13 protein-coding genes are annotated in these 16,930 nt (G+C 63.1%); all 13 read left to right on the top strand.

Annotated features, from left to right (window positions below):
• The first annotated feature begins 81 nt into the window (after positions 1-81).
• Positions 82-1,731, top strand: coding sequence for a bacillithiol biosynthesis cysteine-adding enzyme BshC (gene bshC / locus IDH44_RS04345; RefSeq protein ID WP_190915075.1), 1,650 nt, complete (start codon positions 82-84; stop codon positions 1,729-1,731).
• Between the two features lie 22 nt (positions 1,732-1,753).
• On the top strand, positions 1,754-3,016 hold the full coding sequence (locus IDH44_RS04340) for an adenosylhomocysteinase (RefSeq protein ID WP_190915073.1): 1,263 nt from the start codon (positions 1,754-1,756) through the stop codon (positions 3,014-3,016).
• Positions 3,017-3,228: 212 nt separating this feature from the next.
• Positions 3,229-4,584, top strand: a complete 1,356-nt coding sequence (locus IDH44_RS04335; RefSeq protein WP_190915071.1) for an FAD-dependent monooxygenase — start codon at positions 3,229-3,231, stop codon at positions 4,582-4,584.
• Positions 4,585-4,626: 42 nt separating this feature from the next.
• Complete coding sequence (locus tag IDH44_RS04330) at positions 4,627-5,631, top strand: class I SAM-dependent methyltransferase (RefSeq protein ID WP_190915069.1); 1,005 nt, start codon at positions 4,627-4,629, stop codon at positions 5,629-5,631.
• A 151-nt stretch (positions 5,632-5,782) separates the two neighbouring features.
• Positions 5,783-6,220 carry a division/cell wall cluster transcriptional repressor MraZ gene (gene mraZ / locus IDH44_RS04325; protein WP_190915067.1) on the top strand — a complete coding sequence of 146 codons (438 nt, stop codon included), beginning with the start codon at positions 5,783-5,785 and terminating at the stop codon, positions 6,218-6,220.
• Positions 6,221-6,261: 41 nt separating this feature from the next.
• Positions 6,262-7,215: a 16S rRNA (cytosine(1402)-N(4))-methyltransferase RsmH gene (rsmH, locus tag IDH44_RS04320; protein WP_190915066.1), complete on the top strand. Its 954-nt coding sequence runs from the start codon at positions 6,262-6,264 to the stop codon at positions 7,213-7,215.
• A 23-nt stretch (positions 7,216-7,238) separates the two neighbouring features.
• Entirely contained in the window at positions 7,239-7,628 is a 390-nt protein-coding gene (gene ftsL2, locus IDH44_RS04315) for a cell division protein FtsL (protein ID WP_190915064.1), read from the top strand.
• A 13-nt stretch (positions 7,629-7,641) separates the two neighbouring features.
• On the top strand, positions 7,642-9,942 hold the full coding sequence (locus IDH44_RS04310) for a penicillin-binding transpeptidase domain-containing protein (protein ID WP_190915062.1): 2,301 nt from the start codon (positions 7,642-7,644) through the stop codon (positions 9,940-9,942).
• 107 nt (positions 9,943-10,049) lie between these two features.
• A complete protein-coding gene (locus IDH44_RS04305) occupies positions 10,050-11,990 on the top strand; it encodes a stage V sporulation protein D (protein ID WP_190915060.1) in 1,941 nt (646 codons plus the stop codon).
• A gap of 44 nt (positions 11,991-12,034) precedes the next feature.
• The gene (locus IDH44_RS04300; RefSeq protein ID WP_190915058.1) at positions 12,035-13,522 is read left to right on the top strand and encodes a UDP-N-acetylmuramoyl-L-alanyl-D-glutamate--2,6-diaminopimelate ligase; all 1,488 of its coding nucleotides are present in this window, start codon (positions 12,035-12,037) and stop codon (positions 13,520-13,522) included.
• Positions 13,519-14,931 carry a UDP-N-acetylmuramoyl-tripeptide--D-alanyl-D-alanine ligase gene (locus tag IDH44_RS04295; protein ID WP_190915056.1) on the top strand — a complete coding sequence of 471 codons (1,413 nt, stop codon included), beginning with the start codon at positions 13,519-13,521 and terminating at the stop codon, positions 14,929-14,931. The genes IDH44_RS04300 and IDH44_RS04295 overlap by 4 nt, the downstream gene beginning before the upstream one ends.
• 13 nt (positions 14,932-14,944) lie before the next feature.
• Positions 14,945-15,907: a phospho-N-acetylmuramoyl-pentapeptide-transferase gene (mraY, locus tag IDH44_RS04290; protein ID WP_190915054.1), complete on the top strand. Its 963-nt coding sequence runs from the start codon at positions 14,945-14,947 to the stop codon at positions 15,905-15,907.
• A gap of 50 nt (positions 15,908-15,957) precedes the next feature.
• A partial coding sequence (gene murD / locus IDH44_RS04285; protein WP_190915052.1) for a UDP-N-acetylmuramoyl-L-alanine--D-glutamate ligase occupies positions 15,958-16,930 on the top strand: 973 nt, incomplete at its 3' end.

The following is a 16,930-nucleotide window of genomic DNA, read 5'->3' as shown; positions in this document are numbered from 1 at the left end:
CCCTTCATTGACGCTGCTGACGGCGTTGTGTACAATCTACTCGAGAGCTGTGCTCAGCAACTGGAGGATGAGGCTGTTACGATGAACATACAACGTTATGCGCTGCCGCATGCGTCGCCGCTCACCGCCGCATACGTGGAACGAAGCGACGCTCGGGTGGCTCGGCTGTATGGCGGGCACCCGGAGGAGCCGGAGGACTGGCGGCGCAGAGCCGCCGCGCTCGAATGCGGCGAAGCTCCGCGGATCGCGCCGGGCGAGCTGGCGCCCGTGCTGGAACGCTACAATGTCCGCCTCGGAGCCTCTGCCGCTACGCGGCAGAGCATCGCGGCGCTGGGCGAGGGCGCGCAGGTCGTGGTCGGCGGGCAGCAGGCCGGACTATGGAGCGGGCCGATGATGACGCTGCACAAGGCGGTGTCCGTCATCGCCGCGGCGCGCCACGCCTCGGAGCTGCTCGGCCGTACGGTGGTGCCGGTGTTCTGGATTGCCGGCGAGGATCACGACTGGGAGGAAGCCGCACATACCTATGTCGTGGACAGCAAGCCATCCCTGACCAAGCTGCATCTGGACCGGCCGCGCGGCGCGCGCACGTCGGTGAGCCGCACGCTTATAGACGAGGGAGCTTGGCGGCGCGCGCTGCGGGAGCTGGCCGAGGCGCTCCCGGATACGGAGCACAAGCCGACGCTGCTGGCGCAGATGGAGACGGCGGCGGCCAGCGGGGAGACGCTGAGCGAGGTGTTCGGCGCGCTGCTGCTGCAGCTGTTTGCCGAGGACGGGCTGGTCGTGCTGGACGCCGACGACCCCGAGCTGCGCCGGCTCGAAGCGCCGATGTTTGCGCGCCTGATCGCGCGCAATGCGGAGCTTCGTCAGGCCTACGCGGACGCGGCGCGCCGCCTGCGGGAGCTGGGGTACGCGCCGCAGGTGGAGACGGAGGAGAACTGCGCGCATCTATTCGTCTATGCCGATGGGCCCGGCCGCGGTGCGGGCGAGCGCTTGCTGCTGTATCGGGAGGCGGACGGCTATGCCGACCGCAAGGGGCAGCTGCGCTTCGAGGAGCGGCAGCTGGCGAAGCTGGCCGAGACCGAGCCGCAGCGCTTCAGCAATAATGTACTGACGAGGCCGCTCATGCAGGACTATGCGCTGCCGGTGCTCGCGACGGTGCTTGGTCCGGCCGAGATTGCGTACTGGGCGATGGTCGGCGATGCCTTCGGTCTGCTCGGCATGCGCATGCCGCTCGTCGTGCCGCGGGCCTCGTTTACGCTGATCGACGAGCAAGAACGCAAGCTGCTGGCTCGCTATGGACTGACATACGAAGACGTAGCGCAGCGTATGGATGAGATCAAGGCACAGTGGCTGGCTCAGGCGGAGGGCGAGCTCCCGGAAGAGGCATTCGCCCGCGCCCGCGGCCGAATGCTGGACGCCTACGAGCCGTTGCTGGCCGAATTGACCGCTCGCTGGCCCGGCCTGTCGCCGATCGCCGAGACGAACCGGGCCAAGCTGCTGGAGCAGGTCGCGTATATGGAGCAGGCCGTAGGCAAGGAAAGGGAAAGAAGGCAAGAGACCGCGCTGCGGCAGCTGGAGCTGCTGCGTCTGACGCTGCATCCCGCCGCCGGCCCGCAGGAGCGCGTGCTGAGCGCCGTGTATTATTGGAACCGCGTCGGCGTCGACTGGCTGCGGCAGCTGGCCGCGCAGCCGTTCCGACCGCGCGGCGGCCACAGCATTGTCTATATCTAGCATAATGGAGGTTGAAAGAAGCATGAGTGTGACCGAACAAAGCATTGTGCGCGATATGGCGCTCGCCCCGGAGGGACATCTCAAGATCGATTGGGTCCAGGCGCATATGCCGGTATTGAACCGGATCCGCGCGCAATTCGAGCGCGAGCAGCCTTTCAAAGGATTGAAGGTGGCGATTTCGCTGCATCTGGAAGCCAAGACGGCCTACTTGGCCAAGGTGGTGCAGGCCGGAGGCGCGGAGGTGGCAATTACCGGCAGCAATCCGCTGTCTACGCAGGATGACGTGTGCGCGGCGCTCGTGGAGGACGGCATCCGCGTCTTCGCCAAGTACAATCCCGATCCGCAGGAATACAAGCAGTTGATGCTGCATGCCCTGGAAACCGAGCCCGACCTGATTATCGACGACGGCGGCGATCTGGTCACGATCCTGCACGCCGAGCGCCGCGATTTGCTGGCCAAGGTGCGCGGCGGCGCCGAGGAGACGACGACCGGCATTTTGCGGCTGCGGGCGCTGGAGAAGGAAGGCAAGCTTGAATTCCCGATGATCGCGGTCAATGACGCGTACTGCAAGTACCTGTTCGACAACCGTTACGGCACCGGACAATCGGTGTGGGACGGCATCAATCGTACGACCAACCTGGTCGTGGCCGGCAAGACGGTGATCGTGGCCGGCTATGGCTGGTGCGGCAAAGGCGTGGCGATGCGGGCCAAAGGGCTCGGCGCCAATGTCATCGTGACCGAGACGGACGCCATCCGGGCGGTGGAGGCCTATATGGACGGCTTCGCGGTCATGCCGATGCTGGAGGCTGCCAAGCACGGCGATTTCTTTGTCACCGTTACGGGCAACCGCGACGTCATTCGCGGCGAGCATTACGAGGTTATGAAGGACGGAGCCATCCTCTCCAACGCCGGTCACTTCGACATCGAGGTCAACAAGCCGGAGCTGGAGGCGCGCTCGACCGGCAAGCGGACGGTGCGCCGCAATATCGAGGAATATCAGCTCAAGAACGGGCGCAAGGTATACGTGCTGGCCGAAGGACGGCTCGTCAATCTGGCCGCCGGCGACGGCCATCCCGCCGAGATCATGGACATGACGTTCGCTCTGCAGGCGATGTCGCTGAAATACGTCAACGACCAGTACGAAGCGATTGGCCGCAAGGTGGTCAACGTGCCGTACGAGCTCGACGAGCAGGTCGCCCGCTTCAAGCTCGAATCGCTCGGCGCGGGCATTGACAAGCTGTCCGCCGAGCAGGCGGCGTACTTGGAGAGCTGGCAGGAGCATTAATCGTGAGGAATGCGGCAACCTATACTTTCTATAATTTTGAACAAAAAACCGACAGGGGCCGTCCCTGTCGGTTTTTTGCTTTTCGTTTCAAATCAGGGTCCGCGGCGGTAAATAGCCATAACACAGCCACACAGCGCCGTTGCGTGCCGGAAAGAGAATCTGGTGCTTACGACGACGAATCGGCGCCGGCCGAACAAGCAGGGGGGCGTTGCATGAATTGCCAGGTATTTGTATCCGGAGGCGGAATCGCGGGTCTGACGCTGGGTATGCTGCTCGCCGAGCAAGGTGTCGAGGTCGTGGTGGCCGAGCGTACCGGCGGGTTGCAAAAGCAATATAAAGGCGAGCTGCTGCAGCCGAAAAGCTTGGAAATTCTCGACCGGGCAGGGCTGCTGAAGCGAATCGAAGCCGGCGGATACACTGTACCGACGATTCGCATGCAAGAGCGGCAGGCCGGGGCTCATCAAACAGCCAAAACGCCGGAGGACATCGTGTTCGATTACGGCGTGCTCGGGCAGCCCTACAATTACGCGCTCATGCATCCGCATGAGGAACTGAAGGAGACGCTGCTGGCAAGGGCGCAAAGCTACCCGTCCTTCCGGTTGGTGCAGCCGGGATCGTTTGCCGGATTGCAGCGCAGCGCAGCCGGGCATATCGAGGGCGCCCGGGTCAAAGCGGGGGAAGAGGACCTGCTCGTCAAGGCTGACGTCTACGTCGGAGCGGAAGGGCGCGCTTCGGCGATGCGGGCCGAGATGGGTGTCGATGCGCCGAAGCAGGAGTACAACCACCATTTTCTCACCGTTTCCTTCCGCAGACCGCTGGGCCTGCGGGAGGCCACCATCATCTCGCAAGGGCCGCGCTTCCTCGGGATGTTCCCGCTCCCGGACGATCGCGTGCGCACGGTCTACCTGATCAAGCCGCACGAGTTCAAGAGCATGCGCAAGGCCGGTCTGCCGGCCTTCTACGACGCCTATCGGGCGCTCATGCCGGAGATGGACGGCGCCGTGCAGACGATCCGCCAATGGAAGGATATTCAGCTGATGATTCCGTTCCGTCATCACGCCTCGAGCTATGTGCAAGGCAATGTGGTGCTGATCGGCGACGCCGCGCATAATGTGCATCCCATGGCGGGCGAGGGCATGAATCTGGCGATCCAGGATGCGGCGATCCTGGCCGGCCTGATCGGCTGGAACGTCTCGACCGGGCAGAGCGCCGCAGCCGATCTGAATACGTACGAGGCGATCCGGCGACCGCGGGTCGACCTGATCTCCGATCTCAGTCACCTGTCCGCGCTCGCCTACGCTCACGGAGGACGCAGCTGGAGCGCCATGCGGCGTCATGTGCTGCGCGGGATCAGCGAATCCGAATATTTACATTTCAAATATATGCTGAACGTGTCCGGACTCGGGGCATGGCCGGACAACTGGATCGACCGCCTCAGGCAGCTCGGCGTCCTGCCTGCCGGGCGAGCGCCGACGCCGGAGGAGAAGCAAGCCAGACGATTCATGAAGGAGCAGGACGCGCCGTGGCTCCGTATCAAAGGACGGTGGAGCGGGCTGGTCGACTCTTAGTCATACGAAGCCAAATTGCGAATGCGATGGGAGGATCACAGCATGATGGAAGCCGTTAATGAATGGAAGAGGCTGCTGCACGCCCGCAAATGGATGAAACAGAACGCCTCGTTTCTACCGGCGTGGCATGCGTATGTCGGCTATTCGATGGACTTGTTCGACGCATTCGCGGACGGCGCGACGGTGGAGCAGATCGCCGAGGCGCAGGAACTGGACGAGGAGCTGCTGAGCAATTGGGTCGACACCGGGATCGTGCTCGGCCACCTGCATGAGCGGGAGGGGCGCATCCATGCCGACAAAGAAATGCTCACCTACGTGTCCGATTCCAGTACGCACAGCGTCGGTCCGCTGCTGCGCGAGATGATGGAAATGCATATTCCGACGCTGCTCGAGTTCCCGCGTCTGATGAAGGGCGAGCACCGGCCGATGTTCGAGAACGAACGCTACGGCTCGACGGTGGCGGCGACCTCGTCGCTGCTGGAGCGCATCGCCTTCCCCCGGGTGTCGAACTGGGTGCGTCTGAACCGGGCGCGGTCGGTGCTGGACATCGGCTGCGGCCACGGCGGCTACCTGCGCCGGCTGTCGCAGAAGATCCGCGGTCTGCGTCTGATCGGGATCGAGCAAAACGAGGATGTGGTCAAGCAGGCGCGGACCGGCCTGCAGAGCGCAACTGGATGCAAAATCGAATTTGTGCATGGCGACTTCAGCCGCTGGGAGGGACCGAAAGAGCCTGTCGACCTGATCATGATGAACAACATTTTGCATTACTTCCACCCGGATACGAGGGGCCTGCTGTTCGAACGGGCGCGCGAGCTGCTCAGCGACAAGGGCTCGGTCTCGCTGATTACGCCGCTCTACATGAGCGGCAGCGGTCAAGCCTTCTCGGCGGCCTTCAACAGCTACATGTCGGCGCACGACAACTTGCACGGCTTTCCCACTGATCGGGAGCTCGAGGAGACGGCGTCGGCGCACGGCTTGGTCGTTAAGCGGCGCCAGCCGGTCATTCGGGAAGGCAGCTGGTACTTCGTCGGCCTCCAAAAAAGGTAGGGCGCAGATGAGAATTCATTAATCCCATAAAATAATTGATGAAAATCCTGCTCATGAAGCAGGATTTTTATTTTGCGTGGCGAATAACTTTTCATCGGTGGTGCAAAGTGGGGGATTGTGGTGAATATAGGTGGGGGGGTGGAGCGTCCGGATGTTTATGGGGGAATATCAGCATAGCGTCGACGAAAAAGGCCGATTGATCATTCCTGCCAAATTCCGCGACGGTCTCGGCTCCCAGTTTATCGTCACGCGCGGTCTCGACCACTGTCTGTTCGTCTATCCGGCGGCAGAGTGGGCGATTTTGGAGCAAAAATTAAAATCCCTGCCCCTGATGAAATCCGATGCGCGGGCCTTTACGCGCTTTTTCTTCTCGGGCGCGACCGAATGCGACCTGGACAAGCAGGGAAGGGTAAATTTACCGGTCAATTTGCGGGAGCATGCCCGATTGGAGAAGGACTGCATCGTGCTCGGCGTCACGAATCGCGTTGAAATTTGGAGCAAGGCGACGTGGGAAGGCTACTTTCAGCAATCCGAGGAAACCTTCAACGAGATTGCCGAAAAGCTCGTTGACATGGACTTCAACTTCTGAGCCGGCTGCATAAACATGACGGATACTTGGAGGATGAAGCGTTGTTCGAACACATAACGGTACTTAAAGAAGAAGCGGTGGACGGCCTGAAATTGCGTCCGGACGGCACCTATGTGGACTGTACCCTGGGCGGGGCGGGACACAGCGCGCACATTGCCGCGCGCCTGGGAGAGGGCGGACGCCTGATCGCTTTCGATCAGGACGAGCAGGCGCTGGCTCACGCCCGGCGGGTGCTTGCGCCCTACGCGAGCAGAGTCACGCTGGTGCGCAGCAATTTCCGCGAGCTGCAGGAACGGCTGCGCGAGCTCGAGCTGCCGCTGAACGAGCGGGGCGAGCCGCAGGTGGACGGCATCCTGTTCGACCTGGGGGTGTCGAGTCCGCAGCTCGACGAAGCGGAGCGCGGCTTCAGCTACAACCATGACGCGCCGCTGGATATGCGCATGGACCGGCAGGAGACGCTGACGGCGCACATCATCGTCAACACATGGGAAGAACGTGAGCTGGCTCGGATTCTGACCGAATACGGAGAGGAACGGTTCGCGCGCGCCATCGCCCGCAATCTCGTCGCGGCGCGCGCGAAAGCGCCGATCGAGAAGACCGGCGAGCTGGCCGAGCTGATCAAGTCGTCCATTCCTGCGGCGACGCGCCGCACCGGGCCGCACCCGGCGAAGCGATCCTTCCAGGCGCTGCGCATCGCGGTCAACGACGAGCTGGGCGCGGAACGCGAGGCGCTGCATCAGGCGGTGCGTTGTCTCGCGCCGGGCGGCCGGGTCGCCGTGATTACCTTTCATTCGCTCGAGGATCGAATTTGCAAGCAGCTGTTTGCTTCATATGTCGCCAAGTGCACCTGCCCACCGGACTTTCCGCAATGTGTGTGCGGATCGGAGGGCACGCTCAGACTGATCAACCGCAAGCCGATCGTACCGGGCGAGCGCGAGCTCGAGCTTAATCCGAGAGCGCGCTCGGCCAAGCTGCGGATCGCCGAGAAGCTGTAACCAACACGGGAGGGGAAAATTCGATGGCCTATATGCACGGCAATCTGGCGCTCCAGCCAAAAAAAGAACCGCAGCACGCTCCGAAGCCCAAAAAGCGTGTCATCGTCAAACGCAAAACTATGCCTGTCCAGGAGAAGCTGCTGTATCTGTTTACGATCGCCGTTTGCGTCATCGTTGCAGGAACCATCATTTTCCGATATGCGAGTATCTATCAGATGAATGTCAATATACAGGACCTGAATCGACAGCAGAACGCGCTCAGCATCGAGGTCCAGGAGCTGAAGAAGAAAGTGGAACAGCTGAGCGACCCTCAAGTGCTGCGCGGCAAGGCGATCGAGCAGGGGATGGTGCAATCCGATCCCGACGCTTCCATTCAGATTATGATGGACGGCGCAGCAGTGCTGAACGAGTAGAGGGGATGACTTCATGACGAAGCGAATCAAGCTGCGCACATTGCTGATCGGGGGGCTCATCACCCTCCTTTTTGTTGTTCTGGTGGGGCGGATGTATCTGGTCCAGGTCGTAAAAGCGGATTTTTACCTCGGCAAGGCGCGCGAAGTGTGGGCGGCGTCGGAAGCGATCCCGGCCAAGCGCGGCACGATTACCGACCGCGACGGCAATGTGCTGGCGATGGACGCGCCGGCCTACACGATCGCGCTGAATCCGATGAAGATCAACGAGCTCGGCGTGCAGCAGCAGGTGATCGACAAACTGCATCAGGTGCTCGGGCGGTCGCTGGAGCGGTTGCAGGCGGACGTCTCGGCCAAGCGCGACAATGGCGAGTTCGTCATTCATCGCCAGATCGGCAACGAGGGCACCAAGATCGACAAGGAGCTGGCCGATCAGATCATTGCCTTCCGCGATGCGCTCAAAAAACAGGTCGGCCAAAACGACGTCGGCATCCTCATCACGGAGGAACAGACGCGTTCGTATCCGAAGAACACCAGAGCCTCGCACCTGCTCGGCTATGTTCGCAAGGACGACGAGGCGATTGGCGGAATGGAGGCCTATCTGGACAAGACGCTGCGCGGGACTCCCGGCTATATCCGTTACGAGAAGGACGGCAAGCGCGTCCAGCTATCCGACGGCGAGGTGGAGTTCGTGCCTGCGGTGGATGGGAAAAACGTCCAGTTGACAATCAATACGGAAATCCAGTTTTATATTGAAGAAGCGATCAAATCGGCCTACGAGCAGTATCAGCCGAAGAGCATTACCGCGATTGCCGCCGATCCGCGCACGATGGAGATTCTTGGTACGGCCAGTTATCCCGACTTCAATCCGAATCAGTATTGGGAGACATCGGACCAAGGCGTATTTTACAATCACGCAGTGAAGCAACTGATCGAGCCGGGGTCGACGTTCAAGATCGTAACGCTGGCGGCGGCGGTCGAGGAGGGCATCTTCCATCCCAACGATACCTATCAGTCCGGCTCGATCAATGTGACCGGCGAGACGATCCGCGATCACAACGGCGGGCGCGGCTGGGGCCAGATTACGTATCTCGAGGGCCTGAAGCATTCCAGTAACGTCGCTTTTGTCAAGCTCGGTTACGAAGGTCTGCAGCGAGAGAAGCTGATGCAATACATCACCAATTTCGGCTTCGGACAGAAGACGGGCATTGAGCAGCCGGGCGAATACGCCGGCCTGATCGACTTTTACTGGCCCTCGGAGGTGGCTACTGCGACCTTCGGCCAGGGGCGGGTGCAGGTCACGCCGATTCAGCAGGTCGCCGCGGTGGCGGCGGTCGCCAACGGCGGCAAGCTGATGAAGCCGCACCTGGTGAAGGCGATCGAGGACCCGATCACGAAGGAGAAGACGTCCGTGCAGCCCGAGGTCGTTCGCCAGGTCGTCTCCGAACAGGCGGCCCGTCAGACGGCGGAGTACCTGGAGCAGGTCGTCTCCGACCAGGAGATCGGCACGGGTAAAAACGCCTACATCGACGGCTACCGCGTGGCCGGAAAAACGGGGACGGCGCAGAAGGTTATCGACGGCAATTATTCGGCCAATAAATTCGTTGTCTCGTTCATCGGCTTCGCACCTGTGGAGGATCCGCGCATCGTCGTCTATGTCGTCGTGGACGAGCCGGCCGACCAATACGCGGGCGGCGGCACGGTAGCCGCTCCGATCTTCAAGCAGATCGTGCAGCAGAGCCTGCGTCATCTCGGCGTCCTCCCCACCGTGCCGCGCACGGAGGAGACCGATGCGGGCGAGCGGCGGCCGCGCACCGTTGAAATTCCGGAGCTGACCGGCCTCAAAATTACGAAGGCCCAAAATGAGCTCAAGCAGCAAGCCTTGACCTACGAGGTGGTGGGCAAGGGCGAGACGGTGCTGCAGCAAATCCCGTCGGGCAAAACGATCGTGCCGACGACGCAGCGGGTCTACCTGATTACCGAGGAGCGCAAGCAGCTGGCGATTCCGGATATGACGCATCTGGCGCTGCGCGACGTGCTCGAGGTCTGCTCCATCCTCGACGTGCGCTGCGTCACGGAAGGCGAGGGCTACGTCGCCAAGCAGACGCAGAGTCAGCAGGATGGCGAGACGGTGCTCACCCTGACGCTGCTGCCGCAAGGCGAGGCTCTGGAGGAAACTGGAGAAGCGTCAGACACCGCCGCGGACAGTGTGCAGCAAGGCGAAGGCGAGGGGCAGGACGACGAGGCGGCCGCCGGAGGGGAAGAAGACAGCGAAGCGCCGGGCGAGGGTTCCTCGGACGGCGAAGCGGCGCCTTAAGGCGGCGAGGCGGTGCTTGTTCTATCCCACGGTTGTCCCGAATAGGCTGAAAATGAGGCGGTTGCGTGCAATCGGCGCCGCCCGGCCGCTTTCGGGAGGGGATTTGCGTGAAGGTATCCAAAAGCACCGTTCGCCGCAGGCTTTTTATCGTGCTGCTGGGCGGTATCGCCGTATTCGGCGCGCTGCTGCTGCGCCTGGCCTATGTTCAGATCGTGGAGGGGCCGGAGCTGTCCGAAAAAGCGGAGGACTCGTGGCGTCGCAATATCCCGTTCTCCGCCAAGCGCGGCGAAATTCAAGACCGCAATGGCACGCGCCTAGCCTACAACGTCAGCTCGCCGACGATTCTTGCCATACCGGTGCAGATCAAGGATGCGCGCGCGACGGCCAAGACGCTGGCGCCCGTGCTGGACATGTCCGAGGATGCGCTGCAGGCGTTGTTGACCAAAAAGCAATCGACGGTCAAGCTGCAGCCCGGGGGACGCAAGATCGAATTGGAAAAGGCGCAGCAAGTGCGAGATTTGAATTTGCCGGGCATCGTGGTGGCCGAGGACAACAAGCGTTATTATCCGTACGGGGACTTGGCCGCGCACGTGCTCGGGTTTACCGGCATCGACAACCAGGGGCTTACCGGGGTCGAGCTGATGTATGACGAGCGACTCAGCGGCATTCAAGGCAGCATTTCGTTTTTGTCGGATGCAGCCGGCCGGCAGATGCCGGGCTCTGCCGATACGTACCAGCAGCCGCGGGACGGCTTGAACCTCGAGCTGACGATCGACAAGCAGATTCAGACGATCATGGAGCGCGAGCTCGACCAGGCGATGCTGAAGTTTCAGGCGAAGAGCATGCTCGCGATTGCGATGGATCCGCAGAGCGGCGAGGTGCTGGGCATGGCCAGCAGGCCGGCGTACGAGCCGGACAAGTATCGGGAGGTCGCGCCCGAAATCTACAATCGCAATTTGCCGATCTGGATGACGTACGAGCCGGGCTCCACCTTCAAGATTATTACCCTGTCCGCGGCGCTCGAGGAAGGCAAGGTCGATCTCAAGAACGAGCGCTTTTACGACCCCGGCTTCATTGAGGTGGGCGGGGCCAAGCTGCGCTGCTGGAAGCGGGGCGGGCACGGCTCGCAGACGTTTTTGCAGGTCGTCGAGAATTCCTGCAATCCGGGATTTGTTACACTCGGGCAGCGACTGGGTAAAGAGAAGCTGTTCGAATACATAAAGGGCTTTGGGTTCGGAACAAAAACGGGCATCGATCTGCGCGGCGAGGAAAACGGCATCCTCTTCAAGCTGAATCAGGTCGGCCCGGTGGAGCTGGCGACGACGGCCTTCGGCCAGGGCGTATCGGTGACGCCGATCCAGCAGGTCGCAGCTGTCTCCGCGGCAATTAACGGCGGCAAGCTCTATACGCCGCATGTCGCCAAGGCCTGGATCGACCCGGTCACCGGCATGACCGTGGAGGAGGCGGAGCCGGAGCTGGTGCGCACCGTGATCTCGGAGCAGACCTCGGCCCAGGTGCGCGAGGCGCTCGAGAGCGTAGTGGCGCAGGGCACCGGGGGCAACGCCTTCATCGACGGCTATCGCGTCGGCGGGAAGACGGGAACGGCGCAAAAGGTCGTCAACGGCCGGTATTCGGCAAGCGAGCATATCGTATCGTTCATCGGCTTCGCGCCTGCGGACGATCCGCAGCTCGTCGTCTACGTCGCCGTGGACGATCCGGTCGGCCTGCAATTCGGCGGCCTGATCGCGGCGCCGATCGTCAAGTCGATCATGACCGATGCGCTGCCGGCGCTCGGCGTGGAGCCGCGCGAGCAGCAGATCGACAAAAAGTACAGATACGGCGAGGTGCCGATCGTCACCGTGCCGAATCTGGTCGGCAAGACGGTATCCGACATCTATGAGGATATGAACATGAATTTCAATCTCTCAAGTGCCGGGACGGGCAACACCGTGATTCGGCAGGCGCCGGAGGCCGGCGCCCGGGTAGAGAAGGGCTCGACGATTCGCGTCTATCTGTCCGAAGGTTCGGCGGATGCGCACAGGCATTGACAATTCCAATAATGGAAATAAAGGTAGAAAAGGGGGATGAACGCATGCGCTTGGAAGATCTGGCAGGACTATTGCTGACCGCGCGGCTGGAAGGAGCCGGCACGACGCCCATCAAGGGCATGCAGACCGATTCGCGCAAGGTGGAGGAAGGCGATCTGTTCCTGTGTCTGCCGGGTCATACGCAGGACGGTCACGCGTACGCGCCGGAGGCGGCACGCCGCGGCGCCGCGGCGCTCGTCGTCGAGCGCCCGCTCGAGCTGGCGCTGCCGCAGCTGGTGGTCAAGGACAGCCGCTATGCGATGGCGGTGCTCGCCAGTCACTTCTTCGGCCATCCGTCGCAGCGGATGCGGCTGATCGGCGTGACCGGCACCAACGGCAAAACGACCACGACGTACCTGATCGAACGGATGCTGCTGGACGCCGGCCGGGCGGCCGGCGTCATCGGCACGATCGAGACGCGCTATGCCGGCCGGCGGCTGCCGATGTCGGGGACGACGCCGGAGGCGCTGGAGCTGCAGCGCTCGCTGTCCGACATGGCGGCGGAGGGCACGTCTTACTGCGTCATGGAGGTGTCCTCGCACGCACTGGAGCAAGGCCGCGTCAAGGGCTGCCGGTACCGGACGGCGGTGTTCACCAATCTGACGCAGGATCATCTCGATTATCACCACACGATGGAGCAATATGCCGCAGCCAAAGGGCTGCTGTTCGCACGTCTGGGCAATGGCGAGGAGGCGCGTCCGGAGGCGGGCAGCTACGCCGTGCTCAATGCGGACGATCCCGCCTCGGCGACGATGGCCCGGCTGACGGGCGCCGAGGTCGTCACCTACGGCGTCGATCGGGAAGCGGATGTGCGCGCGAGCGAGATCCGGATCACGGCGAAGGGCACTTCGTTCCGGGTCCGTACCTTCCGCGGCGAAGCGGACATCGCGCTGCGCATGGTCGGCAAATTCAATGTCTACAATGCCCTGGCGGCGCTCGCGGCCGGACTGATCGAGGGCATCCCGCTGGAGGCGCTGGCCCGATCGCTGGCGGCCGTGCCCGGCGTGCCGGGTCGAGTAGAGACGGTGGACGGCGGTCAGCCGTTCGGCGTCGTCGTCGACTATGCCCATACGCCGGACGGTCTGGACAATGTGCTGCGCGCCGTACGCAAGCTGGCCCAGGCCAGAGTGATCTGCGTATTCGGCTGCGGCGGCGACCGCGACCGCACCAAGCGGCCGCTGATGGGACAGATCGCCGCGCGCCACGCGGATCATGTCATGGTCACCTCGGACAATCCGCGCACGGAGGACCCGCAGCGGATCCTGGACGATATCGAGGCCGGGCTGAGGGCCGACGGCGTCGAGCCCGAGCGCTACAGCCTGATTATCGATCGGCGCGCCGCGATCCAAAAAGCGATTGAACTGGCAAGCCCCGGCGATGTAGTATTGATTGCGGGGAAAGGCCATGAAACCTATCAGATCGTCGGCAAGGAAACGCATGAATTCGACGATCGCAAAGTGGCCAAAGAAGCGATAAGGAGCATACAGACGTGAGGGAGACTACAATCGGCGCGCTCGCCGAGCGATGCGAAGGCGCGCTCCGAGCCGGCCAATCGGCGCGGGAGACGCTGGTGACGGGGGTGTCGACGGACACCCGGACCATCCGGGCAGGGGAGCTGTTCGTACCGCTGACGGGCGAGAATCACGACGGGCACGATCATGCGGAGCGCGCGCGCGCGGCAGGCGCGGCAGGCACGCTGTGGCGTCTGGACCGTCCGGTGCCGGAAGCGCTCGCGGATTGGCCGCTCATCCTGGTGGAGAATCCGCTGACCGCGCTGCAGCGGCTGGCGGCGGCGTACCGCGCCTCGCTGACGGCGCGCGTCGTCGCCATCACCGGCAGCAACGGCAAGACGACGACGAAGGACATGACGGCCGCCGCGCTGCAGGGAGCGGGCAACGTGCGCAAGACGGCCGGCAATCTCAACAATCATATCGGTCTGCCGCTGACGATCCTGCAGACGCCTCCGGACACCGACACGCTCGTGCTGGAGCTCGGCATGAGCGACTATGGCGAGATCGCGCTGCTCACTGCGATCGCGCGGCCGGATGTCGCGATCGTGACCAATATCGGCGAGGCCCACCTGCTCCAGCTGGGTTCGCGTGCAGGCATCGCCCAGGCCAAGCTGGAGATCGCCCAGGGGCTGCAGCCCGGCGGCCTGCTGCTCTACAACGGCGACGAACCGCTGCTGCGCGAGGCGGTGCCGCGTCTGATGCTGCCGGAGGGCGCCCGCGCCCAGTCATTCGGCTGCGCCGAAGACAACGACTGGGTGGCGCTCGATATGGAGATGACGGCGTATAGCAGCACGTTCCGGGTGCGCCGGGCCGTGGACGGCCAGCTCGCCTCCTATGCGATGCCGGTGCCGGGCCGCCACAATGTGCTGAATGCGACGGCAGCCATCGCAGCCGCCCAGTCGCTCGGCGAAGCGCCTTCCCGCATTCAGGAAGGGTTCGCCGGGCTGCGTCTGAGCGCGATGCGCATCGAGCAGCAGCGGGCCTTCAATGGCGCGCTGGTGCTCAATGACGCCTATAATGCGTCGCCGACCGCGATGCGCGCCTGCATCGATCTGGTGGAGTCGCTGGACGGCTTTGACTGCCGCTGGCTCGTGCTCGGCGATATGCTGGAGCTGGGATCGCAGGAGCGGGAGCTGCACGAGCAGGTCGGCGCCTACCTGAGTCCGGCCAAGGCGGAGCGCGTGCTGGCGTACGGTCCGCTGTCGCGGCATCTGATCGCCGCGGCGGCTCCGGCTTATCCGGACGGGGAGAAGGCGCTTCGGCATTTTGCTGACAAGGCGGCGCTGTCGGACTGGTTGAAGACGCAGCTGCAGCCGGAGGATCTGGTGCTGGTCAAGGGCTCGCGCGGCATGCGCATGGAACACATCGTGCAGGCCATCTGCGCGCAGTAAGGGGGTGGAATCGATGGACATGAAGGCCATTTTTATTTCGATCGGGGTTTCGTTTATGCTTGCCGTACTGCTTGGGCCTTTGTTCATTCCGCTGCTGCGCAGGCTCAAGTTCGGCCAAGAGATCCGCACCGACGGTCCGCAGAGTCATCTGAAAAAGAAGGGAACGCCGACGATGGGCGGCATCATCATCATGCTGGCGATGACGATTGCGTTTCTGAACTTTTCGGAGAAGTCGATCGACTTCTGGGTGCTGCTGACGGCATCGCTCGGCTTCGGCCTGATCGGATTTTTGGATGATTATATCAAAATTGTGCTGAAGCGCTCGCTCGGTCTGACGGCCCGGCAAAAGCTGCTCGGTCAGCTGCTGTTCTCCGCCCTGGTCTGCTGGCTGCTGGCAACGATGAATCACAGCACCGTTGTCTACGTGCCCGGCACCGACTGGGGTCTGGACTTCGGCTGGTTCTATTATGCGTTTGTGGTCATCATTCTGTTCGGCACGAGCAACGCCGTCAATTTCACCGACGGCGTAGACGGGCTGCTCTCCGGCACGGGGGCGCTGGCGTTCGGCGCCTATACGCTGGTGGCGATGCATCTGACGGAGCACGAATCGGCCGTTTTTGCGGCGGCGATGATCGGCGCGCTGCTCGGCTTCCTCGTCTTCAACGCCCATCCGGCCAAGGTATTCATGGGCGATACGGGCTCGCTCGGCATCGGCGGCGGTCTGGCGGCGGTGGCGATCCTGACCAAGACGGAGCTGCTGCTCGTCATCATCGGCGGCGTGTTCGTCGTGGAGATGCTGTCGGTCATCCTCCAGGTGGGGTCGTTCAAGCTGCGCGGCAAGCGCATCTTCCGCATGAGTCCGATTCATCATCACTTCGAGTTGTCGGGGTGGTCGGAGTGGCGCGTCGTGACGACCTTCTGGTTCGTCGGGCTGCTGCTGGCCGGCGCCGGGCTGCTGCTGTACCGCGGATTCTGACGAATGATTAGACGCAGCAATGCACACTCAAAAAGAAGGAGCTGGCAGCGATGAACGATCCGTCATCCTACCGCGGCCGTCGCGTCGTCGTGCTCGGTCTGGCCAAAAGCGGCGTGAGCGCCGCGACGGCCCTGCACCGGCTCGGCGCCGACGTCGTAGTCAACGACCGCAAGCCGCGCGAGCAAAGTCCGGAAGCGGAGCAACTCGAAGCGCTGGGCATCCCGGTCATCTGCGGGCATCATCCGGACGATCTGATCGACGAGGATACCGCCCTGCTCGTCAAAAATCCCGGGATCCCGTACAGCGCGCCGCCGGTGGTCCGGGCTGAGGCGGCCGGCGTCGAAATTGTCACCGAGGTCGAGCTCGCCTATCGGCTGAGCCGCGCGCCGATCCTCGGCATCACCGGCAGCAACGGCAAGACGACGACCACGACGTGGACGGGCGCGCTGCTCAGCGCCGCCGGGATTCGGCCGCTGATAGCCGGCAATATCGGCAGGCCGATGATCGAGGCGGCGCTTGAGGCCGAGCCGGACGATTGGCTGGTGACGGAGCTGAGCAGCTTTCAGCTCAAGGGAACGACCGACTTTCGTCCTGCCGTGGCGGTCGTGCTCAATCTGGCGGAGACGCATCTGGACTATCACGGTACAATGGACGATTATGTGGCGTCGAAGGCGAAGCTGCTCGTCAACCAGCGTCCCGAGGATACGGCCGTGCTGAATTGGGACGATCCGCGCTGCCGCGAGCTGGCGGCGCTGACGCCGGCGCGGCTGCTGTCGTTCTCGCTCACGGAGGAGCTGGCGGCGGGCGTATTCGTCCGGCCGCCGTATCCGGCTCAGCCGGCGGCGCGACCGGACACCTCCCGGCGCGTCATTGTATGTCGCGATGCAGCGGGACGCGAGGACGAGCTGCTGGAGGTGGGCGAGCTCGGCGTGCCGGGACGCCACAATGCCGCCAATGCGCTGGCAGCGGTGGCCGCCGCGGTGGCCGCCGGCGCCGCGCCCGCGCGGCTGGCGCAGCCGCTGC

Source organism: Paenibacillus sabuli (assembly GCF_014705605.1).
Taxonomy (GTDB): domain Bacteria; phylum Bacillota; class Bacilli; order Paenibacillales; family Paenibacillaceae; genus Paenibacillus_D; species Paenibacillus_D sabuli.
This window is presented reverse-complemented; position numbering and strand designations above follow the sequence as displayed.